Origin of the sequence: Acinetobacter sp. RG5 (assembly GCF_031844265.1) — a bacterium.
GTDB lineage: Bacteria > Pseudomonadota > Gammaproteobacteria > Pseudomonadales > Moraxellaceae > Acinetobacter.
Window position 1 is genome coordinate 1 of record NZ_JAUZUV010000022.1, and the last position, 24,058, is coordinate 24,058.

The following is a 24,058-nucleotide window of genomic DNA, read 5'->3' on the forward strand; positions in this document are numbered from 1 at the left end:
CATGACAGATGGGAAAAGACATCAATATAATCAAGGAGGTGTCTATGCGTCATGTCGTGGTGATTGGGGCCGGTATTACCGGAGTAACCACAGCTTATGAGCTGGCACAATCAGGCTATCAAGTGACTGTGGTTGATCGGCATCTTTATCCGGCAATGGAAACATCCTTTGCCAATGGCGGCCAGCTTTCTGCCTGTAATGCCGAAGTATGGAACCAGAAAGCCACGGTACTCAAAGGCATCAAATGGATGTCACAAAAAACCGCACCACTTTTGCTCAATCCTTCTTTCAGTGTGCATAAATACAGCTGGCTCATGGAATTTCTGGGCAATATCAAACATTATGAAGCCAATACCCGAGAGACTGTACGGCTGGCTTTACTGGCAAGAGCACGCTTATTTGAAATTGCCGAAACAGAAAATATTGATTTCAATTTAGAAAAACGTGGAATTTTACATTTTTATCATAACAAGACAGATTATGATGTTGCGATCAAAGTCAATGATCTGTTGTGTAGCGGTGGTCTGGAGCGCAATGCCATTTCCAATGCAGAAATCAAGCAGATCGAACCTGCATTAACTGGCGATTATTATGCAGGATTTTACTGTCAGAGCGATGCCACCGGGGATATTCATAAATTTAGTACCTGTTTGGCCAAAGCCTGTATGCAAAAAGGCGTGAAATTTGAGTTTGGTCAAGATGTTTTTGTTGTTGATCATCAGGCTCAGAATATTCGGGTTAAATGCAAACCTAGTACTGAAAATGTCCATTCCTTTCCAGATGATGTTCTAGAAATTAATGCAGATGCCATAGTGGTCTGTGCAGGGGTTGGCAGCTATCAATTGGCTGAAATACTTGGTGAGCGAGTCAATGTCTATCCAGTCAAAGGCTACTCGATTACCGTGCAACTGAATGATGAGCAGAGCCAGAACAAAGCACCTTGGGTCAGTCAGCTAGATGAAAGTGCGAAAATTGTCTTGTCACGCCTAGGCAAGGATCGTTTGCGTGTTGCAGGAACAGCCGAGTTTAATGGCTATAACCGGGATATTCGTGCTGACCGAATTCAACCTTTAATTGACTGGACCAATCGTAATTTTGACCTGTGTACTGAGCATGTGGTGCCTTGGGCGGGCTTACGCCCAATGATGCCAAATATGATGCCTGTGGTACGCCGTGGCAAATATGAGCGGGTCTTTTACAATACCGGGCATGGTCATCTGGGCTGGACTTTATCAGCTGCAACGGCTGCAATGATCAGTCAGGAAATTGCGCAATACTATCCTGCTTAAATTGATAGCCCGCTTGCGGGCTATTTTTTACACCAAAAATCTCATTTTATATGACGATAAATTATAGTATTTTGAAATTAAATCAATCATATAGTCGATAAATACCGGTAAAGCGTTCACAGCCTTTCTGCTTGCTACTGACCGCTAAAATGGCTTTACTATAATTAAATTCATAGCGGCAGTCATTTTCGTTATCGGTGATCTGGTTTTTTGTCTCAGGCGTAGTATAGGCTAAAAAAGGAATGATCTGCTTCTCGGTCCGGTTATTTGGATTACGATAGGCTAGGCCTTCAATCTTGATCCGGTCTTTGGTCAGTTGATGAATCTTGAGATGTACAGGCTGCTTGGCGATTTGTCCCTGTTCAAACTTAATATAATGCTGGGTCAGACTTTGATTCAGTGAAATATAGACATTTAAATCATCTAAACGCCATTCAAACTGCTGTTTAAAACAGTCTAGCGTTTTGCATTGCTGTAAACGGGTCGCCCATAATTGTTGGCTATCTTGTAATAAGCGCACAGGCGCATCGGTAATCAGAAAAGCAGTAAAGTATTGGTCTGCGAGTTTTGCACGAGATTCAGCCAGCGATGCTGAGCAGACTTTATTCATGGCAGCCGTTTTTTGGCTGTCATCGCTACAGTTTAGTGTGATCGCCGAGCTACCTGTAGAAATCATCCCCAGACCGAGCATCAGGCCAATTATTTTCAACATATTTATATCAGTTTTCAGTAGCATGATCGCTTATACTTTCACTGTGTTACGCTTGGTCTAACTATAGCGAAATAGAAAGCAAGTGTACAAGATTTCAATGGGCTATTTCTAAAGGATGTATAAGGTGATCGCACAAATTCGTATTGGCCAGGGGCTGGATGTGCATGCATTTGAAGAAGGTGATTTTGTCACTCTGGCAGGCATTCAAATTCCGCATACTCACGGTCTGAAAGCACATTCGGATGGTGATGTAGTGCTGCATGCACTCTGTGATGCTTTGTTGGGTGCATTGGCGCTTGGAGATATTGGCCAGCATTTCCCAGATACAGATCCTGGGTTTAAAGGTGCAGATAGCCGGGTACTACTCAAGCATGTTTATCAGCTAATTCTGGATCGTGGTTATCACCTGAATAATGCCGATATTACCGTGGCCTGTGAACGTCCAAAACTGGCTAAGCACAATCTGGCGATGCGTCAAAGTATTGCAGATGTCTTGGATGTTGATGTGACTCAAATCAGTATTAAAGCCACCACCACTGAACAGTTAGGTTTTACCGGTCGTCAGGAAGGCATTATGTCCATGGCAACCGTGCTGTTGAGCCACAGTAAATAAAATCAGGCAAAATAATTTGGATTAATCAGGGAAAGTTCCAGTTCCTGCGTTGCTTTACGACCTTGTAGCTGTAGGGCAACCGCATGCATTAAACCGGTCCAGGTTTCATTTGGTTCCCAGATCTGATGCAAGTGTTCTTGTGCTGTAGGCATATCGATATCCATATAGTACTGACGATATAAGTACATCAGACAGCTGACATGGTAGTTTTGCGAACAATGTACCCAGACCATTTGCTCTTTTACCAGATGATCGATCAGGTCCAGTACCAGCAGGCATTGATTGTCTGAAGGGGTTTCCCAGGAAATCGGAACCTGAATATAGTTCAGTCCCAGCTCAAGGCAAATTTTATCTTCATGCGGCAGATACTGTTCGCTATCGGTCAGCGCCACATTGATGACTGTAGATACACCGTATTCTTTCATCAGCTGTAGCTGGGCAGTAGTTGGTTGACCGGAGCTAAACAGATGTTCGTGTACGAATTGAAAATTCTCAATCTGGCTTAATGCCGTTTCAATATCATTCATCAGATAAATTTTCCTTGTTCTAGAAATGCAAACGCCATCTTGGCGATGGCGTTGGTCAGATCATTTAACGATTAGGTAAAATGTCTTTCAATGCCTCATGCATGTCGAGTAAAACTTTTTCAGTCGTTTCCCAGTCGATACAGCCATCCGTAACGGATTGACCGTATTCCATATCATTCAGGTTCGCCGGAATGTCCTGACGACCACCCTTAAGATGACTTTCTACCATAATACCAACAATTGACTTGTTTCCATCAAGAATTTGTTCGGAAATGTTTTTAAGTACAAGTGGTTGCAGGTACGGGTCTTTGTTAGAGTTGGCGTGGCTGGCATCAATCATGATCTTGGTGCTGACTTTGGCCTTGGCTAGAGCAGCTTCTGCATCGGCAACCGAGCCTGCATCGTAGTTCGGCTTGCCATTACCGCCACGCAGTACCACGTGAGCATAAGGATTGCCTGAAGTGCGAATCACAGCCACCTGGCCTTGATCATTCAGACCGAGGAAGCTGTGACCATGTTTCACAGATTGCATCGCATTGGTCGCGACCGTTAAACCGCCGTCAGTACCATTTTTAAAGCCGACTGGTGAAGAAAGACCAGAAGACATTTCACGATGGGTCTGGCTTTCTGTGGTACGTGCACCAATTGCTGACCATGAAATCAGGTCTTGGTAATACTGTGGCGAGTTTGGATCAAGTGCTTCAGTGGCACATGGCAAGCCCATTTCATTCAGTTCAAGTAATAGCTTGCGACCGATACGCAGACCTTTTTCAATATTGAATGAATCATTCATGTCTGGGTCATTGATCAGACCTTTCCAACCTACGGTAGTACGTGGTTTTTCAAAATAAACCCGCATCACGATATATAAGCTGTCTTTAACTTTTTCGCTCAGCACTTTTAAGCGCTCAGCATATTCATGCGCCGCCTCTGGATCGTGAATAGAACAAGGGCCAATTACAACGAACAGGCGTTTGTCTTCACCATCCAGAATTTTACGAATCGTTTCACGACCATGCAGTACGGTTTGATAAGCAGTTTCAGTCAACGGTAACTCTGCTTTAAGCTCGGCAGGGGTTACAAGAGGAATCATGCTGTGGATATTCACGTCATCAATATCTGATGCTGAAATAGGATTTGACTGTTGTGTATTCATTGCCGTCACTGGTTCGATCATACAAAAGGTTGTTTAATAGCCCGAATATAACATGAATGATGCGTCACTTTGTTATAAAAAAGATGAATACTTCTTTGAAAAAAAAGTGATGAATCGGATAGTTAACTTAAACGGACGGGGAATTTTGGCTCATGATTATCATTGCTGTTTCAGCAGGTTGGGCCGGTTTTGATTTCACAGGATTAATCATGAAATTTACACCGAGGGCAAATAGGGTGATACCTAAAATTTTGCGGATCAGTTTTTCCGGCATACGTGAACTAAGCAAGGTCCCCACAATAATTGCCGGAATAGAACCCACCAATAACCACATGAGTAGCATGAAATCGACATTGCCTGAAGACATATGACCCAGCCCTGCAACCAGGGTCAGTAACACTGCATGCACAACATCTGAGCCAATGATACGAATCATCGGCAGATTCGGGAACATCACTACAAGTGCCATGATGCCAAATGCGCCGGCACCCACTGAAGAGAGCGTGACAAATATGCCCAAGATAATGCCCATGATGATAATGGCTACGCGCTTTTCCTTGGCTTGCAGCTTTACTTTTTCCAGATCTTGGGTCATATCCGGTAGTTCTTGTTTTCTGTATTTATTAAAAAGATTTTCGATCTGGCTACGAAACAGAATGGATAAGCCGGTAATGGTTAGCATAAAGCCCAATACCATGGTCAGGACGGCCTTGTAATGCGTTGATTGGCTCAGATAGTTATCAAGAACCCAATGTGTTGCAAAAGATGCGGGAATACTGCCAACGGCCAGCCAGATCACAATCGGCCAGACAATATTCATTTTCTTGGCATGCACAAACGAGCCACAGAATTTAGAAATCGCGGCATAGAGCAGGTCAGTACCAATCGCGATATGCGGTTCAATCCGGAATAAACTGATAAGAATTGGCGTCATTAATGAACCGCCACCGACACCGGTGACACCTACACAAAAACCTACCAGAACGCCTGCTAAAATAAATTCAATCGGACCAAACATGCATATATGCCAAAATCAAAAAACGAGCATATCTTATGACTTTTGGATATAAGTCGTTGTCTTGATTATTGATTTACTTATGCATAAAAAAGATAAAGCTAGGTGAAGAATATTAGGTGATCTTTCATGTTTATTCACTGGGTTATGTATAAAGTGCGAATATAATGATTGATTTTAACTGTCCGATTTGCCCCATTTCTGTCTAATTGAATGTACCTGTAAATGTCGATTTAATTCTTGTTATGCAAGCTCCCTTATTGACTAAGTTATTCTAAACGGTGGGTTTCTTAAAATTAGAAGATACTTAAGCTTCTTCCGGAATAGCCATAGGATTATGTTAGAATCCCGATTCAATAAATTTCCATGCGGATCTGAGAGGAAACCCACTTGCTAAATCGAAAACTTAAAATTGGAATCGTGGTCGGTGAAGTTTCTGGAGATACGCTTGGCGCAAAATTGATTCGCCGTTTTAGTGAGCAAGGCATTGATGCTGAATTTGAAGGTATCGGTGGGCCACAAATGATCGCTGAAGGCTTTAAAAGCTATTATCCGATGGATATTTTATCGGTGATGGGCATTGTCGAAGTTTTAAAAGATATTAAAAAACTGTTTGCTGTGCGGGATGGTCTGGTGGAAACCTGGACTAAAGATCCGGTCGATATTTTTATCGGGATTGATGCGCCTGATTTTAACCTGCGTTTGTCAAAAACCATTAAACAAAAACAGTTACCGATTAAAACCGTGCAATACGTCAGTCCTTCGGTCTGGGCATGGCGTCAAGGCCGTATACATGGCATTAAAGCCAGTATTGATCTGGTGCTGTGCCTGTTTCCATTTGAAAAAGCGTTCTTTAAAAAATGGGATGTTCCTGCAGCTTTTGTCGGACATCCGCTCGCTAGCCAATTGCCACTTGAAAATCCAATTCTGGAGGCTCAGATAGAATTAGGCCTCGATCCACATCAGAAATATATTGCCTTATTACCGGGAAGCCGCCGTGGCGAGATTGAGCGTTTGGGACCTTTGGTTCTGGATGCAGCTAATATTCTGCATCACAAATATCCGGATTATACCTTTCTGATTCCTGCGATTAATGATGCACGCAAGCAGCAAATCGAAAGTTTACTGGCCACTTATCCTGAGAGCTTAAAAACCCAAATTCGCTTGATGGAAAATACCAGCGCTGAATCCAAAATTGGCCGTCAGGTCATGAATGCATCCAATATTATTGCACTGGCGTCTGGAACTGCAACGCTTGAAGCGATGTTGCTGCACCGTCCGATGGTGACTTTTTATAAATTGCACTGGCTGACCTATCGAATTGCCAAATTACTGGTAAAAATCCCATATTTTTCATTACCAAATATAATTGCTGGCAAAAAAGTGATTCAAGAACTCATCCAATCCGCTGCTACACCTGAAAATCTGGCAGCTGAAATTGAAAAACTGATGGATATTGAAGCAGCGCAGATTCAGGTTATGCAGCATATCACCATGCACAAGCAGCTACTTTCTGGCAATAGCGAAGATCCGGTCACAGCAGTATTGGCATTAGTCCAGTAATTTTAGTCTGGTAATAAAGACTGGTTCTTCTGACAATTCAGCCGGTATTGGGTGGGCGTCTGTTCAAACTGTTTTTTAAAACTTTGACTAAACGCCGTCTCGGATGAATAACCAACCAGATAAGCGATCTGCTGGATACCAAATCCACTATTTCTCAAATATTGCGCTGCCAGACGCAGGCGGTGCTGTTGCAGATAGGCAAGGGGCGGTTCACCGACAATCTGGGTAAATAACTGGGCGAATTTGGAACGTGACATATGACATTGTTCGGCCAGACTTTCTACAGTCCAGAATTGTTCAGGTTTGCCATGAATCGCTGCCAGTGCATTGGATAGTTCCGGATGCGAGAGCGCATTTAGCCAGCTCGAGGCATTTTCCAGGTTTAAAATATAATCACGTACGCATTCAATCAGTAAAATACTGACCAGATGATCCAGAATCTTGTCACGTCCGGGACGAAGCTGCTGGGTTTCCAGTGCCAGAAACTGCAAGCCAACCTGTAACCATTCTGGCGCCGTATCACCCAGAATATGTTGAATATGCAGGTATTTAGGTAATGCACTCAAAAGAGGTTTGGCCATCTGGATATCCAAGCTAGAACGAATAGCCAGTATGAAACTATGCTCCGCCGAATTTTCCCGATTGAGATCAACACATTGCTGTGCATTGCTCTGAAAATAAGGGTTAATCGCATGGTGCTCAGAAAAATCGGCATTGTCTGGGCAGGAAACATGATGGGAGGAACCTGCGGGTAATAGCACCAGATCACCTTGTTGCAGCTCCAGTCGATCACCATTCATGAACTTTAATTGCGCCTGTCCTTGTAACAGGATATAGGCCAGCATAAAGGGTTCATGTTGATAGTCAAAGCCGCCCGGATGAAATACATTCAGATAAAGATATTCCGATTTTTCCAGATGAATATCATCAAAAATTTTACTTAAAGCATCCATGCCTAACTCTATTCTTCTGTTTTATTTCATTTAATTGACTATAAATTTTTTAACTTTGTGATTTTAGGCCAGAATTTGGCAGCATGTGCCAAAGACGCTGACATAGCTTTTCTGGACGTTGAATACTGTTCGCTACTGCTGAAATAATCAACTATAAGTGCAGAGTAACATAAAAAAGGAAGGTCGCAATGAATGCCCCTGCACAAATCCAGAAAGCGCAGTTTACGCAGGAAGCGTCGGCACTAAAAGGTGTCAATCTGGATAAAAAACGTTTTGGCTGGTTGCTCAGCCCAGGTCTGCCTGTGATCGGAATGGGAATTCTGGCCGGTTATCATTTTGGTCCCAAATCGACTAAAAAAGTCTTTGCCATGGGCGGACTATTATTACTGCACGTAATCATTCCGACTCTGGATGCCCTGATTGGCGATGATGCCAATAACCCAAATGATGAGCAGATCAAGGCACTGGTTAACGATCCTTATTATGACCGCATTGTAAAAGCATTTATTCCCTTGCAAATGGCAGCCAATGCCTTTGCCGGTTATGTCGTAAGCCGGCCAAATGTGTCTTTGCTGGATCAGGTACTGCTTGGAGTTTCTATGGGTGCGATTAATGGTGTGGGGGTGAATACCGCACATGAACTCAGCCATCGTCCCCAGAAAAAAGACCATTACTGGTCTCATGCCAGCCTGATGCCTTTGGGCTATAACCATTTCCGGATCGAACATCCTTATGGACACCATAAACGGGTGGCGACACCAGAAGATCCGGCATCTTCAAAAATGGGTGAATCTTTTTACCGTTTCTGGCCACGTACCGTAATAGGCGGATTAAAATCTGCAATCCAGATTGAAAAAAGACGGCTCGAGCGTAAGGGACTGAAATTCTTTAATCAGGAAAATGAGCTGTTTCATGGTTGGGCCATGAGTGCCGGCTATCATGCCTTGATGCTAAAGGCGCATGGCAAGAAAATTATTCCTTATACACTGACACAGGCATTTTATGGCGTTAGCCTGTTTGAGATTGTGAATTATATCGAGCACTACGGACTGAAACGTGGACAGAAAGCGGATGGCAGTTATGAGCGAACCTTGCCGGAACATAGCTGGAATAACAACAATATCGTAACTAATCTGTTTTTGTATCAGTTACAACGCCATTCTGATCATCATGCTTTTCCAAGCCGTCCATTTCAGGCGTTGCGGCATTTTGATGAAGCGCCAGAATTACCCAGCGGTTATGCAACCATGCTGATTCCAGCCTTGATTCCACCTTTATGGTACAAAATCATGGATCAGCGGGTATATCAGCACTATCAGGGCGATTTAAGTAAGGCTAATATCTTGCCTTCCAAGCGTGCCAAGCTATTTAAAAAATTTGGTGTAAATAACTCTACAGCTTAATGAATTACAAAATAAAAATGCGCCGATAAAGGCGCATTTTTTGATTAATTCTGCCTAGAACCAGTCGGCTTGCATATTCAGGCAAGTATCATCCAGATGCATCAGTAATTTGGCCTGATGTTCAATTTCAGGGAGTTCCCAGCGAATAAAATATTGAGCTGCCTGAATTTTCCCTGCCAGAAAAGTCTGATCTTCTGCCTGCGAAGATGTGCCAAACTTGAGTTGAGCCTGATTCGCCATTTCCAGCCATAGCCAGGCTAGGATGGTCTTACCCATCATATCCAGATACAGGCCTGAATTGGCCAAAGCTTCGCTGACTTTGCCTTGATGCAAGGCCTGGCCTAAAATCTGTGTAGTCTTTTGCACAGTGGCAAGATGCTGTTTATAGATCTTTGCGAGTTCCACTATCTTAGGTTCATGAATCTCTGACAAGGTCTTCTGGATGCGCTGCATGAGCAGATTGAGCCCTTTGCCATTATGCTGCCAGAGTTTACGTCCCAGCAGATCCAGAGATTGAATGCCGTAAGTTCCTTCATGAATCGGATTGAGCCGGTTATCACGGTAACATTGCTCCACCGGATATTCACGAGTATAACCCGCGCCGCCCAGGACCTGAATAGCCAGATCATTGGCTTTCGGACTATAGGCAGAAGGGAAAGATTTGACCACCGGGGTGATGAGATCAAGCAGAATTGCACTATCTTCATCTTGAGCTGCCTGAAGTTCATCAATTAATCGGGCTGCAAATAAGCAAAGTGCCAGCGAACCTTCTACATATGACTTTTGCGCCAGTAGCATGCGTTTGACATCGGTATGTTCAATGATATTCACCGGTTTGGAGTCAGGTGTTTTTTCATGAACTGGCCGGCCTTGCGGACGGTTTTTAGCATAATCCAGAGATTCCAGATAGCCACGATAACCAATCATGGCTGCGCCCAGACCGACACCCACACGTGCTTCATTCATCATCTTGAACATATATTTTAAGCCATGACCGGGTTCACCAATTAAATAGCCTAAGCAATTATCATTTTCTCCAAAGCTTAAAACTGTAGATGTAGTACCTCGATAGCCCATTTTGTGCAGTAAGCCAGCCAGCTGTACATCATTAGCTTCACCGAGTGAACCATCCTCGTTGGTTTTGAATTTCGGTACGATAAACAGGGAAATTCCTTTTACGCCTTGCGGCGCATCCTGAATCCTCGCCAAGACCAGATGCACAATATTTTCGGTAATGTCCTGATCGCCACCCGAAATAAACATTTTCTGGCCTTTAATTTTATAAATTCCATTTTCTTGAGGAATGGCTTTGGTGCTCAGATCGCCCAAAGAGGAACCTACATTTGGCTCTGTCATGGCCATGGTGCCAGCAAAGCGGCCACTCAACATATGCGGTAGGAATATTTGCTTTTGTTCTGGGGAGGCAAAAGCCTGTATCAGGTTCGCCGCAGCGGCTGTTAGAAAAGAATAAGCCACGGTTGACGGATTGGCCGACATAAAATAAGCATTGCAGGCCATATTCACCAAAGTGGGCAGTTGCATGCCACCATCTGCATAATCATGCTGGGCGCAAAGCAGGCCGGCATCGGCAAACTGTTGCCAGGCTGTCTTCACTTCATCAATGGTTTTGACCTGTTTGCCATCAAAGTTCGGTTCTTGTTGATCAGCTTTGGCATTATGCGGCGCAAAATAATCAGTCGCGATACCTTTTGCCGTTTCCAGAATACTGTCGAAAGTATTTTTGTCATGATCCTGATAGCGTTGCAGTTTAGTCAGCGCTTCAAGTTTGAATACGTCATAAAGCTGGAAATGCAGATCTTTATCATTAATCAGTTGGGTCACGGTACTATCCTGAATGTGCAATCCTTGAGATAGCATCAAGACTAGCAGTTGCTTTTATTGAGGAGGATTGTCAATAATGACATGAATCGGGTGAAAAGTGACAAATAGAAAAATATGCAACAGGTGGTGATTTTAGGCTTTGATGGCGCTCTGGCTTCAGCCATTACGGGTGTGGTCGATTTATTTGCCATGGCTGGTGTAAGCTGGAACCGGATCCAGCAGCAGAATGTACAGCGCCTGTTTAAGGTGAGTATCGCCAGTCCGGATGGACACCCGATTCGGTGTATCAATGGGCTGCAGTTGCAGGCACATTTTTCTTATCAAGAGATTCAAACTGCAGATATTCTGGTGGTACCGACCATCGCTGCACCGATTCAGGATGTATTGCAACAGAATCCAGAACTGATTTATTTTTTAAAATCTGCACATGCAGAGGCGACTTTAATTGCAGGAAACTGTACCGGGAATTTTTTTCTGGCAGAAGCAGGTATTTTAGATGACCGAATTGCAACAACACATTGGGGTTTTCAGGACATGTTTCGTTCACGCTATCCTAAGGTGAAACTGAATGCCGATCTGATGATTAGCCGGGATCAAAATATCTATTGTACGGGCGGAGGCCTGGCCTGGTTTGACCTGGGTTTGCATCTGATTGAGCGCTTGTATGGCTTTGAGGTGGCCATGCAATCGGCTAAATCTTTCGTAATTGATTACCGCCGTGATAGCCAGTTGTCTTATTCATTGCTGAATATTGGCCAGCCGCACCATGATGAACTGGTACAAAAAATCCAGAACTGGCTAGAGCAGCATTTTCATGAAGATTTTAGTTTGAACCAGCTGGCAGAGCAGTTTAATGTGACTGGCCGAACCCTGATTCGACGCTTTAAACAAGCCTTAGACATACCGCCCAATCAATATCTACAAGCGATCCGGATTGAAGCCGCACGTAAACGACTGGAAGAAACCGATCAAGCTGTGGATGTGATTATGCAAAATGTCGGCTATCAGGATCCAAGTTCATTCCGCCGTTTATTTCATAAAAAAACCGGTCTGACGCCGTTGGAATATCGGCGCCGGTTTAGTCGGCGCTTTTAAAAGCTTTTAATGAGAAGGCTGTACTTTTCCTGCTTTACGGCCATGCAGAAGGTAATACCAAACCAGGCAGCTCAGGGTGAGCAGCGCCGAGAACAGATAAAGCTGACGATAACCAATCTGATCCAGCAGCATACCCAGGAAATAAGGGCCAAAACCAAGACCGGCATCCAGGGCAATAAAGAAGGTTGAGGTAGCAAGCCCCATACGCTGCAATGTCGTACTTTTCACCGCAATGGTTTGACACACTGACTGGATATTACCAAAACCAAAACCAAGCAAGGCAGCACTGGCAAGTAACATCACAGAGTTTTGCGCCTGACTGAGGAGCAATATCCCCAGTGCCATAATCACAATGGCAGGATAGATAATGATATTTTCGCCTTTACGGTCCATGAGCGGGCCGGTAAAAGGACGCGAAAGCAAAATGGCAAAAGCATACATCAGGAAGAAAAAAGATGCTGCTTCGACCAGATTAATTTCTTTGGCATAAAAGTGAATAAACGACAATATGCCTGAATAAGAAGTAGCCACCAGCAGTACAATCAGTGCAATCGGTAGCGCATTCGGTTCAATATACTGAGCCAGTTTGCTGGTGCTTTGCGAAGTAGAGGCTGCTGACGAATGACTTGCCTTAAGGCGTGGTGGCTGGATAAACAGTCCACAGATCAGGCAGCTAAGCGCAACGATACTGCTAAAGATGAAAATTAGCTGATAATTAAAATTTGTCATCAGCCAGATTCCGACAAAGGGACCAATTGCTGTACCGAGCGTGCTGCTCATGCTGAAATAGCCAATTCCTTCACCGCGTCGTGTGGCAGGAATGGTCTGTGCAATCACTGTACCCAGTACAGTAGAAGCCATACCCATCATAAAGCCATGTATCAGACGGATACCTAGTAAAACTTCCAGCTTGGCCGGAATCATATACAGTCCGGAAAAGAGTAGGAAACCAGTCAGGCCAATGACAAGCGTATTTTTTAGGCCCAGACGATTCAGTAATTTTCCGATCAATAAGCGTCCGAATAGGGTGCCGACAATAAACAGACCTGATACCAGACCGGCTTGTGCAGTCGAAGCCCCTAGCTCAGCAACCGAGTAGCCGACAATCACAATCACCAGCAAGTAGAACACCAGAACCAACTGGAAATTCACCAGACTGATCAGGATAAAATTGGGCGTCCATAAAGGCGTTTCTTGTTCTTGGCTCATTGAGGTCTGTCCTGAGATGAGGGATATAACTGCTGAATGAGTTGCATCAAGGTATTTTTACTGCCTTCAAGATCATCTGATTCAACGTGCTCAAGCAACTGATCTTCAAATGCATCGATCTGTTTGGAACACATCGCAAAGGTCTCAATTCCTTGCTCACTCAACTTGAACAGCTTTTGACGTTTGTCTTCAGTTTCGAGTTGGGCAATCAGATCGAGTTCAACCAGTTGCTGAATCCGCTTAGTAATACCGGGCTTGGATACATTGAGATAACTGGAAATATCTGCCAGCGTGCATTGTTGCTTTGACTGGATGACGTATAACACCTGCCATAAGGAATAATTTAATTGAGATGACAACAAGATCGTATTGATCTCATCGCTCATCAGTCGTGCGCAGCGTAATAACAGCGTACGAAGTCGGGGAGATTCGGAAAACATATGGTTAGTTAACCTGGGTAACTAAATTTAGGCCTAATTTACGCCTGTTTTATCTAAAGCTCAAGAGGAGAGTTTTAAAAATTATTCAGAGTAATATTTTCTTTATCAGCAAGAGTTACATAGTTTAACCTGATTAAAAAATAATCAACAAAAGACTACATACTTTTTATAACAGCCACGCCTAAGCTAGCCATGTCACTAGAAAAATTCATGACTTAAAAATTGAAGGGCAAAGATGCCAAATAACAATGCATAGGTGAAGCTTATGACTCTGGGTTTAACTGCATTAGAGTTAGCACGAATACAGTTCGCCTTTACTGTATCTTTTCATATCATTTTTCCGGCAATTTCTATTGGCTTGGCCAGCTTTCTGGCCATTCTGGAATGGCGCTGGCTCAAAACCCAAAATCCGATTTTTCAGGATCTATTCAAATTCTGGGTGAAAATTTTCGCTGTGGCATTCGGGATGGGTGTCGTCTCTGGTGTGGTCATGAGCTACCAGTTTGGAACCAACTGGAGTGAGTTTTCCCGGGTGGCAGGCAGCGTGACTGGACCTTTATTGGCCTATGAAGTACTCACCGCTTTCTTTCTGGAAGCGGGCTTTCTGGGCATCATGTTATTTGGCTGGGGGCGAGTGGGACCAAAGGCGCACTTTTTCTCGACCTTGATGGTTGCGATAGGCACCTGTATTTCCATGTTCTGGATTCTATCGTCCAATAGCTGGATGCAGACCCCACAAGGCTTTGCGATTGAAAATGGCCTGATTGTTCCGCAAGATTGGCTTGCTATCGTGTTTAACCCATCTTTCCCTTATCGTCTGGCCCATATGGCTATGGCTGCCTTTCTGGTTTCCGCCTTACTGGTTGCTGCTACAGCTGCATGGCATCTGATCAAAGGCCGTCGCGATGCACTGGTTAAAACTTCATTTTCCATGGCAATGTGGCTGCTTCTGGTACTTGCACCTTTGCAGGTCATCGTCGGTGATATGCACGGTATTAATACCCTTGAGCATCAGCCAGCAAAACTGGCGGCAATGGAAGGGCATTGGGAAACCAATCATGATGAAGGCATGCCCTTATATCTCTTTGGTATTCCAGATATGGAGGCAGAAGAAACCAAATATGCAGTCGCAATTCCCAACTTGGGGAGCCTGATTCTGACCCACTCGATGGATGGAAAGGTTACGGGACTTAAAGACTTTGCACCTGAAGACCGGCCGAATTCACTGGTGGTGTTCTGGAGCTTCCGGATTATGGTCGGACTCGGCGTATTGATGCTGTTACTGGCGTTATGGGGAGCGTGGGCACGTACCCGTGGTCGCTTTTATGAGTCCCGTGCATTGCACCGATTTGCCCTGATTATGGGACCTTCCGGATTTATTGCCATGCTTGCGGGATGGTTTACCACAGAAGTCGGCCGTCAGCCTTGGGTAGTCTACGGCATCATGCGAACCAAGGATGCATTGTCTCCGGTTTCCGCTGAACAGGTGGGGCTGACCCTGATTATTTTTGTAGTTGTCTACTGTGTGGTATTTGGTATCGGAATTTACTACATGTTGCGCCTGATGCACAAAGGCCCGGATTTTATTCATACCCGACCAGATCATGAATCAGATAGCGATGTGGTTCAGGCCTCGCGTCGACCATTAAGTAGTATTCGCGAACGTATCGAAGAAGTTCCTGAACAACCGGATCAGGAGGACAAAAAATGATTGATTTATCATTAATCTGGATTGTGATTATTGGTTTGGGTGTATTGATTTATACCATTCTCGATGGTTTCGATCTGGGCATCGGCATCTTGTTTCCTTTCTTTCCGCATCAGGATGAACGTGATGTCATGATGAATACCGTGGCTCCGGTCTGGGATGGCAATGAAACCTGGATGGTTTTGGGCGGTGCAGGGTTATTTGCAGCTTTCCCACTTGCTTACTCGACCGTACTCTCGGCACTGTATATGCCAATTATTCTGATGGTGATTGCCTTGATTTTCCGCGGCGTGGCTTTTGAGTTCCGCTTCAAGGCAAACCGCAGTAAGCATTGGTGGGATAAAGCCTTTATCGGTGGTTCTGCGATCACCAGTTTCCTGCAAGGCATGATTTTAGGCGCCTATATTCAGGGCATTGAAACCCGAAATGGTGTCTATGTTGGGGGTGGTCTGGACTGGCTCACTCCATTCAGTATTTTCACCGGAATCAGTGTGGTGGTGCTCTATGCGGCATTAGGCTGTGGCTGGCTCATCTATAAAACCGGAGATGACTTGCAGGATCGAATGTTTAAACTGATGCCTAAGCTGATTATGGCCTTGCTGATCATATTGGGTGCTGTCAGTATTTATACGCCGTTGACCCATCCACAGATTGCCGAACGCTGGTTTAGTCAGCCACAATTCACCTATTTTATGCCAGTTCCAGTTCTGGTTCTGCTATTTACCTGGCTGGCCTTACGTGCCTGCAAAAGACGCAGTGAATTAGGTCCATTTACCTATATGCTGGTTCTGGTTTTCCTCGCTTATACTGGATTCTTGATCAGTCTATGGCCATATATTATCCCGCCGAGCGTGACTATCTGGCAGGCTGCAGCGCATGAAAATAGCCAGCTATTTGCCTTGATTGGTGCCTTGATCCTGATTCCTATTATTGTGATTTATACTGGTATGTCCTATTGGGTGTTCCGGCATAAGGTCAGGGTCGGCGATGATGGCTATCATTAAGGAGTGGTCATGAAAGGCAAACAGGCATTATGGTTTGTAGGACTATGGCTGGCAGGATTTTTAACGCTGGTCCTGATTGCCGGCGCATTCCGCTTTCTGGTGCATTTGGCTTATTAAATCGGTAAAACTAAAATGAGTGAAAAAAAAGTGATCAGAATGTCCTGATCACTTTTTATCATTTGCAATTCATCTTTGACAAAATAAAATTTACGATTTTACCTGCTTACGATAAACACTTGGACGTACAGGACGGCTACTTTTCCAAAGGCCTTTTTTCTGTTTCTTGGCTTTATTTTGCAGTTCCATCATATAGCGTAAATGGGTTTTGTCCTTGATATATTCTTCATAGACCCACGCTGCACCACGTTTGACAATCTCTTCATTGATATTTTTGCGATAGCGATAGACGACACCCACACAGCGACCATAACGGTCAATGTCGGTTATCTTGACCCGAACCATTTTATTATTCACCATGCTTTTGACCAGACGTTGCGATTCCTTGCCATAGGCTTGTGATGATTCAGGGGCATCGACAAAAGCAAAGCGCAATTTGGTCTCAGAGCGACGAATATTAAAACGGTAGCAGGTGAGGGTATCACCATCACTTACGGCTTTTACACGGCACCAGTATTTTTTGCCTTTCTTAAAGGGGCGGAAAACATCTTTTAAATAAACTGTAATTTTATGCAGCAGATAATAAGAAAAACACAGCAGTACGAGGCCCAGCACAATTTGCCAGGTGATGGAGAGATTTAACAAAGGCAAGATCCAAATCAGCAAAACCAGCTGTAAAATCACAGCTAAAAGTCGAGCCATTTTAGAGCAAAGCCAGTAGATCTACGGCTTAAAAGCTAATCACTCAGTGTTTAGTTTTGTACCAGCTAAAATAGCCTAAGTATATTTTTCTACTGAAAAGATGAAGATGCAACCATCTAAACTTATATAAAAATAGCCTAAGTAAACTTGCATTCCTTTATAAATAGCCTAAGCAAAAATTTTATAAATTTCACTTCTCAAAAATTGATGTCTTTTATTCTCTTGCAAATCCTTATGCCAATACATCCCCATATTAATTTTCGGCAGTTCCACAGGGACTTCAAAAATATTTAGACTGGTAGCCAATTGTAAATGCGTCAATACATTTTTAGGAATAGTCAGCATGGCTGTCTTTTGCTGCTCCAGAATTTGCAGAGCAGTTGAGTAATGCTGACAGCGTAAAAAAATCTGTCGTGAATATTGTTTCCGACTTAAATAAATATCTTCAACCAAAACACCAGTACGGCGTGATGACACGCCAATATGAGGCGAGGCAAGATAAATCTGCTCATTCATTTCTGTTAATTGTGTACACACTACAAATTCATCTTGCACCAGGCGTTCAAACTGGATTTTGTCAGCAATGTTTTGTTCCAGATCTATGACAAAATCAATCTGTTGAGAGGCGAGGTCTGCTGCTATATTTTTACGGTCCAGCTTCATGCTGCTAAGTTGAATTTCCAGATTGAGTTGCTGAAAGTGCTGAACGAGTCTGGGAAAGATCATTGGCTCAATTTCATCATGAACGGCAATTTTCAAACTCTGAATCATTTCCGGTCTGAAGTGCTGATGCTGTATTGAAATATTTTGAATCGCAAAAAGTGCATTCTTCAGCTCAGGATAGATCTGTTCCGCAAACGGCGTAGGTTGCATTTTGCTGCCAGTACGTACAAATAAATCATCCTGTAAATGCTGTCTTAAACGTTGTAAAGCATGACTGGCAGCAGACTGGCTAACTGATAAAATCTGTGCAGCTTTAGAAATACTGTTCTGCTCATAAATTGCCATAAAAAGCGGATAAAGGTTAATGTCGATACGATGAAAATTTCGCAGGTCCATGACTGTTTTAGAATGAATGCTATGCATAATAATGTATGGAGTAAAATCATTTTATTCATAATAGGTTTTGGGTTAAGGTGTTGTAAAGCGTATGAATTAGAATATTTAGAGGGATAAAAGAGATGTTTGAGCTTTCAGCACGTGCACAAGATTATTTAAATAGAACCAAAAAATTTATTGCTGAGGAAATTGAACCAGTTGAAGCTGATTTCTGGCAGCAGGTTCATGAGTTGAATCAAGGCGGTGACTGGACCAAATGGCAATGGCCAGCAGAACTGGAAAGCTTAAAAGCCAAAGCCAAGGCAGCTGGCCTCTGGAATATGTTTCTCCCTTGTCCTGAACGTGGCCAAGGTTTATCAGTTCAGGAATATGCACATATTGCCGAACTTTCAGGTCGTAGCCTGATTGCACCAGTCGTATTTAACTGTAATGCGCCAGATAGCGGCAATATGGAAGTATTGTGGCGTTATGGTTCTGAAGAACAAAAACAAGAATGGCTGATGCCACTTTTAGAAGGAAAAATCCGTTCAGTCTTTTGTATGACTGAACCTGCAGTTGCATCCAGTGATGCCACCAATATGCAGGCAACGGCGATGGTGGAAGGTAATGAGATTGTTTTGAATGGCCGTAAATGGTGGTCATCAGGTCTGGGCGATCCTAACGCCAAAATCATTATTTTTATGGCACATACTCCAGATGAAACAAAAGACCGTCATCATCAGCATTCGATGGTTCTAGTTCCGGTAAATACCGCAGGGGTAAAAATTGAACGTATGCTGCCAGTGTTTGGTGACTACGATGCACCACATGGCCACGGCGAAGTCAGTTTTGAAAATGTCCGCGTTCCGGTAGCGAATTTTATTGGTGGCGCCGGTCAGGGTTTTGAAATTGCTCAAGGTCGTTTAGGACCAGGCCGTATTCATCATTGCATGCGCTGTATTGGTGCTGCGGAAAAATCCTTAGAGTTGATGATTGACCGTGGTATGAGCCGTAGCGCATTTGGCAAAGAGATTTTAAAACTCGGTGGCAACCTGGAACGTGTCGCGGAAGCACGGGTTGCGATTGATCAGGCACGTCTTTTGACCTTGTATGCAGCCTATAAAATGGATACTTTAGGGAATATGGCAGCACTGACTGAAATTTCTGCAATTAAAGTCGTTGCGCCAAGTGTGCTGGAAAAAGTTGTTGATATGGCCATCCAGATCCATGGCGGTGCCGGTGTTTCTCGGGATACACCATTAACCGGATTTTTTGCTCAGGCACGTGCCTTGCGTTTGGCTGATGGCCCGGACGAAGTGCATAAGGGCATGATTGCCAAACTGGAACTGGCAAAACGTGGCTACAGTACTCGTCGCAAAAAATAAGCTGGCTTTAACTAGAAAATTGCAACGTATTAAAAAATTTTAAGGAAAAATTATGGCGGTTATTGATGTAGGTGGAGCAGTTCGTGCAGGTGAAGAACTGGATGTACAAGCCATCACCAATTGGTTAATTCAGCAAAATGTGAATGTTGAAGGCCCTGTGCAAGTGACCCAATATTCAGGCGGAGCTTCAAACTGGACCTACCGTTTACAGTATGCCAATGCCGATTTAATTTTACGTCGTCCGCCACAAGGTACCAAAGCCAAATCAGCCCATGATATGGCACGTGAATATCATGTGCAGAAAGCCTTGGCTGAACATTATTCCGTCGTGCCTGAAATGTTCGCGCTTTGTCAGGATGAATCAGTGATTGGTTGTGATTTCTATGTGATGAAACGGCTTGAAGGAATTATTCCTCGCGCCAAAATGCCAGCTGAGCTGCAGCTTACTGAATCCGATATCCGGACTTTATGTATCAATGTGATTGATAAACTGATCGAATTGCATCAGGTGCCTTATCAAGGAACTGAACTTGAAAATCTCGGTAAGGGTGAAGGCTATTGTCGCCGTCAGGTCGAAGGCTGGGATGTACGTTATGAAAAGGCTAAAACTTTAAATGTTCCATCGTTTAAATATGTGCGCAACTGGCTTAAAGATAATATTCCTTCAGATTCTAAAACCTGTGTGATTCATAATGACTGGCGTTTTGATAATGTCATCTTAAATCCGGAAAATCCGACTGAAGTGATTGGCGTACTGGACTGGGAAATGGCGACACTCGGCGATCCGCTCATGGACCTAGGTTCTGCTTTAGCCTATTGGGTGGAAGATACTGACAATGCCATCTTTAAGGCAACACGCCGCCAGCCGACCAATCTAAAAGGTATGTTTACCCGTAAAGAAGTGGTGGATTACTACTTGGGAAAAACCGGCCTGCAACCGGAAAACTGGGCGTTTTATGAGGTGTTCGGAATTTTCCGTCTCGCGGTGATTGCCCAGCAGATCTATTATCGTTATTACCATAAACAGACTAATAATCCAGCGTTCAAGGATTTTTGGGTGGTGATTCATGCCTTGCATATTCGTGCCTTAAAACTGATTGGCAAGCAAAAACTGGAAGCCAATGAGATTGCACAAAAGTATGTGCTTAAATTTAAAGAGATAATGCCAAAATGACTACCATTTACTTGATCCGGCATGGCCAGGCCTCTTTTGGTGCAGAAAGCTATGATCAGCTTTCACCCAACGGCGAGTTACAGGCAAAGCTTTTGGGTCACTATTTTGACGAAATCCTAAAAGAAGCACCTTATGTGGTGGCTGGCTCCATGCAGCGTCATCAACAGACGGCGCAGTTATCTCTGGATGAATGTTTTCCAGAAAGCGAGATTCTGACCGATAGTGCCTGGAATGAGTTTAATCATCAGCAGGTATTTGCGCGTTATGAGCCGCGCTTTAATCAGCCTGAATTGCTCAAACAGGATGTGTCAGAACATGAAAATCCACGGGATTATCTGAGCAAAATTTTTAGCGGTGCCATTGCACGCTGGACTGGTGATGATTATCACCATGAATATGATGAATCTTGGCCAAGTTTCAAAGCACGTGTGGAAAGCGGCTTAGAAAATCTGTGTGACCAGTTGGCCAAAAGCCGTCCGCGCTATGCAGTGGTCTATACCTCAGGTGGTGTGATTTCTGTTGCAGTGGGTAAAATTCTAGGGCTGAGCCCGGAGAAAACCTTTGCCCTAAACTGGGCGATTACAAATACCAGTATCACGACACTGCGTCTGGTGGGTAATGAACCGCAACTACTCAGTTTAAATGAACATCATTTTATCAAGGCACAGCGTCCAGACTTATTGACCTGGATTTAAAATGAGATTGAAAACGTAATACGCTATAAAAATAAAGGAATAGGGTAAACACATGGCTAAAACAATTTTAATTACCGGCGCAAGTTCAGGGATCGGCGCCGGTATGGCACGTGAATTTGCAAAAAAAGGCTATAACCTGGCAATTTGTGCACGTCGCCTGGAGCGTCTGGAAACCTTAAAACAGGAACTGGAAAGTCAATATGGCATCAAAGTCATTGCCAAAACTTTAGATGTGACCGATTACGATCAGGTTTTTGAGGTTTTCCGCGCGTTTAAAGAAGATTTTGGCACAATTGACCGAGTGATCGTCAACGCCGGTGTCGGTGAAGGCCGTCGAATCGGTAAAGGTAATTTCGCCATTAACAAAGCCACGGTTGAAACCAACTTTATTTCGGCATTAGCACAATGTGAAGCTGCAGTTGAAATCTTCCGTGCACAAAACTCTGGCCATCTGGTGATGATTTCATCTATGAGTGCAATGCGCGGTATGCCAAAACATTTAACGGCTTATGGGGCAAGCAAGGCAGGGGTTGCTCATCTAGCTGAAGGCATCCGAGCTGAATTGATCGATACGCCAATAAAAGTGACCACCATTTTCCCAGGATATATTCGGACTGAAATCAATGAAGGTGCGAAAAAGCTACCTTTTGAAGTAGATGAAAAAACTGGTTCACGTTTATTGGCAGCAGAAATTGAAAAAGCGCCAGTGAAAGCCTATGTACCGAAATGGCCTTGGTTGCCACTCGGTCTAGCTATGAAAGTATTACCACTCAAACTGGTGAACAAGTTAGGTTAAAAGCACTCTTAGATCTATAAAAAGAGAAGCTAGGGTGCTTTTCTTTTTATTTTTTATGACAAACTGAGAAAAATTTCTGAATCAGTATTTTTCTAAAAAATGTATAGTTTGAATTTACAGAAAAGCGAAATCTTATAAATTCTAATATATTGATTGTTAATGTGAAGCTTTAAATTATTAAGAATTATGTATTCATCTTCTCGATTAATTTTTAATTAAATCAATTACTTTTAAATTTTAATTTCATGAGAAAGACCATCTTTAACTTTTCCTAATTTTCGCCAATTTTAAGAACTTTTCCAAACTGTCCAAAACTTAGACATACTCACTCTAAAAGTGGAAAGATAACTTCTCTTTTTTAGAATTTCCTTTAATGTACAACCGTTCAGAAATTAAAGGTTGTTCATATGTCTACATCTGCGGATATGACTGACCAGCAGCGAATCTCCAAGGTCAGAAGTATCGTTACCCAGGCCGGGGAAGAGGTGCGTGCTCGTTATCCCATACTCAAACATCAGAACTTTATCGGTGCGAGTATTTTAGGCTTTGCCTGGGCAGGCATGATTGCATGCGCGGTAGCATATGGAACAGGTTATCTCTCAGCATGGTTTACCATTCCCTTGATTGCGATTTTTGCGTCATTGACCCATGAATTGGAACATGACCTGATTCATTATATGTATTTCAAAAAAACACCTTGGGCACATCATCTGATGCTGGCACTGGTCTGGTTGGCACGTCCAAACACCATCAGTCCGTGGGCACGTCGTCGTTTACATTTGCATCATCATAAATATTCAGGCACTGAACATGACCTGGAAGAACGTGGCATCAGTAATGGTATGCCTTGGGGCATTCGCCGAATTCTGGTGATTAGTGACCAGTTGATGTCAGTGTATCTGCGTCCATTTCAGATGATTAAAATGATTCATCTTTTTCTGGAAAAACAGCCTGAAAAAGAACGTAAAATTGCCATGATTTCTCAGCTATTTGGCTTTTTACCTCTCAGCATTATTTACTATGGATTGTGCTACCTGTTTGTGGTCTTTCATGGTTTAAATGCAGTTTCACCGCTATTCGGTTATGAGATGCTCTGGTCGCAAGGCATTGTCGACGCGATGCCGATTGTAAATCTGCTGGCAGTCATCTGGGTGATTCCGAACTTTATCCGTTCTTTTAGCTTGCAGTTTGTCAGCTCAAATATGCATTACTATGGCGATATTGATCCACGTGATGTGATCAAACAAACCCAAGTGCTCAATCCATGGTGGATGGTTCCGTTCCAGTTATTCTGCTGTAATTTTGGTTCGACCCATGCGATTCATCATTTTGTGGTCAAAGAGCCATTTTATATCCGTCAACTGACGTCCAAAACGGCGCATAAAGTAATGAAAGAAGTGGGCGTGCGTTTTAATGATGTGGGAACTTTTAAGCGTATGAATCGCTGGAATGACTATAAAATCTAAGCTTTAATTTCCATAAGAAATCCCGTTTTTAAGCGGGATTTTTTTATATTTATCCTTGATGTTTTACCCAATGGCAAGATGTATAAGCCTGTATTTTGCAAGAATCCTATCTTAGTTAAATTTAGGTGAACATTCATTTAAAATGACTGTTGAGGA

General features: G+C 43.4%; 23 protein-coding genes. 13 read left to right on the forward strand and 10 right to left on the reverse strand.

Translation table 11 applies throughout. The annotated features are described in order from the left end of the window. Nucleotides 1–44: 44 nt before the first annotated feature. Nucleotides 45–1,289, forward strand: coding sequence for a D-amino acid dehydrogenase (locus tag Q9R21_RS13420; protein ID WP_311204683.1), 1,245 nt, complete (start codon nt 45–47; stop codon nt 1,287–1,289). Nucleotides 1,290–1,371: 82 nt separating this feature from the next. Here the strand turns inward: Q9R21_RS13420 and Q9R21_RS13425 are convergent, their stop codons facing one another. Continuing rightward, nucleotides 1,372–2,025, reverse strand: coding sequence for a hypothetical protein (locus Q9R21_RS13425; protein WP_311204684.1), 654 nt, complete (start codon nt 2,023–2,025; stop codon nt 1,372–1,374). A gap of 100 nt (nt 2,026–2,125) precedes the next feature. Here Q9R21_RS13425 and ispF point away from each other — a divergent pair, with 100 nt between their 5' ends. Beyond that, nucleotides 2,126–2,614, forward strand: a complete 489-nt coding sequence (ispF, locus tag Q9R21_RS13430) for a 2-C-methyl-D-erythritol 2,4-cyclodiphosphate synthase (RefSeq protein ID WP_216986087.1) — start codon at nt 2,126–2,128, stop codon at nt 2,612–2,614. A 2-nt stretch (nt 2,615–2,616) separates the two neighbouring features. On the opposite strand, the gene Q9R21_RS13435 is transcribed toward ispF, so the two are convergent. The 3 genes from Q9R21_RS13435 to Q9R21_RS13445 form a co-directional block, all read right to left on the reverse strand. Then, nucleotides 2,617–3,141, reverse strand: coding sequence for a protein tyrosine phosphatase family protein (locus Q9R21_RS13435; protein WP_311204685.1), 525 nt, complete (start codon nt 3,139–3,141; stop codon nt 2,617–2,619). A 64-nt stretch (nt 3,142–3,205) separates the two neighbouring features. Further along, complete coding sequence (locus tag Q9R21_RS13440) at nt 3,206–4,297, reverse strand: 3-deoxy-7-phosphoheptulonate synthase (protein WP_213032097.1); 1,092 nt, start codon at nt 4,295–4,297, stop codon at nt 3,206–3,208. Nucleotides 4,298–4,424: 127 nt separating this feature from the next. After that, a complete protein-coding gene (locus tag Q9R21_RS13445) occupies nt 4,425–5,315 on the reverse strand; it encodes a sulfite exporter TauE/SafE family protein (RefSeq protein WP_253114489.1) in 891 nt (296 codons plus the stop codon). Nucleotides 5,316–5,702: 387 nt separating this feature from the next. Here Q9R21_RS13445 and lpxB point away from each other — a divergent pair, with 387 nt between their 5' ends. Continuing rightward, the gene (lpxB, locus tag Q9R21_RS13450) at nt 5,703–6,875 is read left to right on the forward strand and encodes a lipid-A-disaccharide synthase (RefSeq protein WP_311204686.1); all 1,173 of its coding nucleotides are present in this window, start codon (nt 5,703–5,705) and stop codon (nt 6,873–6,875) included. A gap of 2 nt (nt 6,876–6,877) precedes the next feature. Here the strand turns inward: lpxB and Q9R21_RS13455 are convergent, their stop codons facing one another. Beyond that, nucleotides 6,878–7,828, reverse strand: a complete 951-nt coding sequence (locus Q9R21_RS13455; RefSeq protein WP_005262782.1) for an AraC family transcriptional regulator — start codon at nt 7,826–7,828, stop codon at nt 6,878–6,880. A 188-nt stretch (nt 7,829–8,016) separates the two neighbouring features. Between Q9R21_RS13455 and Q9R21_RS13460 the strand changes: the two genes are divergently transcribed. Next, a complete protein-coding gene (locus Q9R21_RS13460; RefSeq protein ID WP_311204687.1) occupies nt 8,017–9,231 on the forward strand; it encodes an alkane 1-monooxygenase in 1,215 nt (404 codons plus the stop codon). Nucleotides 9,232–9,285: 54 nt separating this feature from the next. Here Q9R21_RS13460 and Q9R21_RS13465 read toward each other — a convergent pair whose 3' ends face one another. Further along, complete coding sequence (locus Q9R21_RS13465) at nt 9,286–11,109, reverse strand: acyl-CoA dehydrogenase (RefSeq protein ID WP_311204688.1); 1,824 nt, start codon at nt 11,107–11,109, stop codon at nt 9,286–9,288. A gap of 78 nt (nt 11,110–11,187) precedes the next feature. On the opposite strand from Q9R21_RS13465, the gene Q9R21_RS13470 reads away from it, so the two are divergent. Then, complete coding sequence (locus tag Q9R21_RS13470) at nt 11,188–12,168, forward strand: helix-turn-helix domain-containing protein (RefSeq protein ID WP_311204689.1); 981 nt, start codon at nt 11,188–11,190, stop codon at nt 12,166–12,168. A 6-nt stretch (nt 12,169–12,174) separates the two neighbouring features. On the opposite strand, the gene Q9R21_RS13475 is transcribed toward Q9R21_RS13470, so the two are convergent. Together Q9R21_RS13475 and Q9R21_RS13480 are read right to left on the reverse strand one after the other, a co-directional pair. After that, complete coding sequence (locus Q9R21_RS13475; RefSeq protein ID WP_311204690.1) at nt 12,175–13,377, reverse strand: MFS transporter; 1,203 nt, start codon at nt 13,375–13,377, stop codon at nt 12,175–12,177. Continuing rightward, a complete protein-coding gene (locus Q9R21_RS13480) occupies nt 13,374–13,817 on the reverse strand; it encodes a MarR family winged helix-turn-helix transcriptional regulator (RefSeq protein ID WP_004280452.1) in 444 nt (147 codons plus the stop codon). The genes Q9R21_RS13475 and Q9R21_RS13480 overlap by 4 nt, the downstream gene beginning before the upstream one ends. Before the next feature lie 265 nt (nt 13,818–14,082). Here Q9R21_RS13480 and Q9R21_RS13485 point away from each other — a divergent pair, with 265 nt between their 5' ends. Genes Q9R21_RS13485 through Q9R21_RS13495 form a run of 3 tightly spaced genes read left to right on the forward strand, consistent with a single transcriptional unit; the run spans nt 14,083 to nt 16,646 of the window. Further along, nucleotides 14,083–15,528 carry a cytochrome ubiquinol oxidase subunit I gene (locus Q9R21_RS13485; protein ID WP_004280451.1) on the forward strand — a complete coding sequence of 482 codons (1,446 nt, stop codon included), beginning with the start codon at nt 14,083–14,085 and terminating at the stop codon, nt 15,526–15,528. Continuing rightward, nucleotides 15,525–16,529: a cytochrome d ubiquinol oxidase subunit II gene (cydB, locus tag Q9R21_RS13490; RefSeq protein ID WP_004280450.1), complete on the forward strand. Its 1,005-nt coding sequence runs from the start codon at nt 15,525–15,527 to the stop codon at nt 16,527–16,529. The genes Q9R21_RS13485 and cydB overlap by 4 nt, the downstream gene beginning before the upstream one ends. A 9-nt stretch (nt 16,530–16,538) precedes the next feature. After that, nucleotides 16,539–16,646, forward strand: coding sequence for a hypothetical protein (locus tag Q9R21_RS13495; RefSeq protein WP_005251975.1), 108 nt, complete (start codon nt 16,539–16,541; stop codon nt 16,644–16,646). Between the two features lie 90 nt (nt 16,647–16,736). On the opposite strand, the gene Q9R21_RS13500 is transcribed toward Q9R21_RS13495, so the two are convergent. Both Q9R21_RS13500 and Q9R21_RS13505 read right to left on the reverse strand, forming a co-directional pair. Then, nucleotides 16,737–17,348, reverse strand: coding sequence for a thermonuclease family protein (locus tag Q9R21_RS13500; protein WP_180181314.1), 612 nt, complete (start codon nt 17,346–17,348; stop codon nt 16,737–16,739). Nucleotides 17,349–17,516: 168 nt separating this feature from the next. Continuing rightward, complete coding sequence (locus tag Q9R21_RS13505; RefSeq protein WP_311204691.1) at nt 17,517–18,434, reverse strand: LysR family transcriptional regulator; 918 nt, start codon at nt 18,432–18,434, stop codon at nt 17,517–17,519. A gap of 95 nt (nt 18,435–18,529) precedes the next feature. On the opposite strand from Q9R21_RS13505, the gene Q9R21_RS13510 reads away from it, so the two are divergent. The 5 genes from Q9R21_RS13510 (at nt 18,530) to Q9R21_RS13530 (ending at nt 23,902) form a co-directional block, all read left to right on the forward strand. Beyond that, on the forward strand, nt 18,530–19,771 hold the full coding sequence (locus Q9R21_RS13510) for an acyl-CoA dehydrogenase family protein (RefSeq protein WP_086044765.1): 1,242 nt from the start codon (nt 18,530–18,532) through the stop codon (nt 19,769–19,771). Between the two features lie 52 nt (nt 19,772–19,823). After that, nucleotides 19,824–20,945, forward strand: coding sequence for a phosphotransferase family protein (locus Q9R21_RS13515; RefSeq protein ID WP_311204692.1), 1,122 nt, complete (start codon nt 19,824–19,826; stop codon nt 20,943–20,945). Continuing rightward, nucleotides 20,942–21,640, forward strand: a complete 699-nt coding sequence (locus tag Q9R21_RS13520) for a histidine phosphatase family protein (protein ID WP_253102108.1) — start codon at nt 20,942–20,944, stop codon at nt 21,638–21,640. Before Q9R21_RS13515 ends, Q9R21_RS13520 begins: the two co-directional genes overlap by 4 nt. 52 nt (nt 21,641–21,692) lie before the next feature. Then, complete coding sequence (locus Q9R21_RS13525) at nt 21,693–22,436, forward strand: SDR family oxidoreductase (protein WP_311204693.1); 744 nt, start codon at nt 21,693–21,695, stop codon at nt 22,434–22,436. A 407-nt stretch (nt 22,437–22,843) separates the two neighbouring features. After that, nucleotides 22,844–23,902, forward strand: coding sequence for a fatty acid desaturase (locus Q9R21_RS13530; RefSeq protein WP_004280438.1), 1,059 nt, complete (start codon nt 22,844–22,846; stop codon nt 23,900–23,902). Nucleotides 23,903–24,058 lie beyond the last annotated feature (156 nt).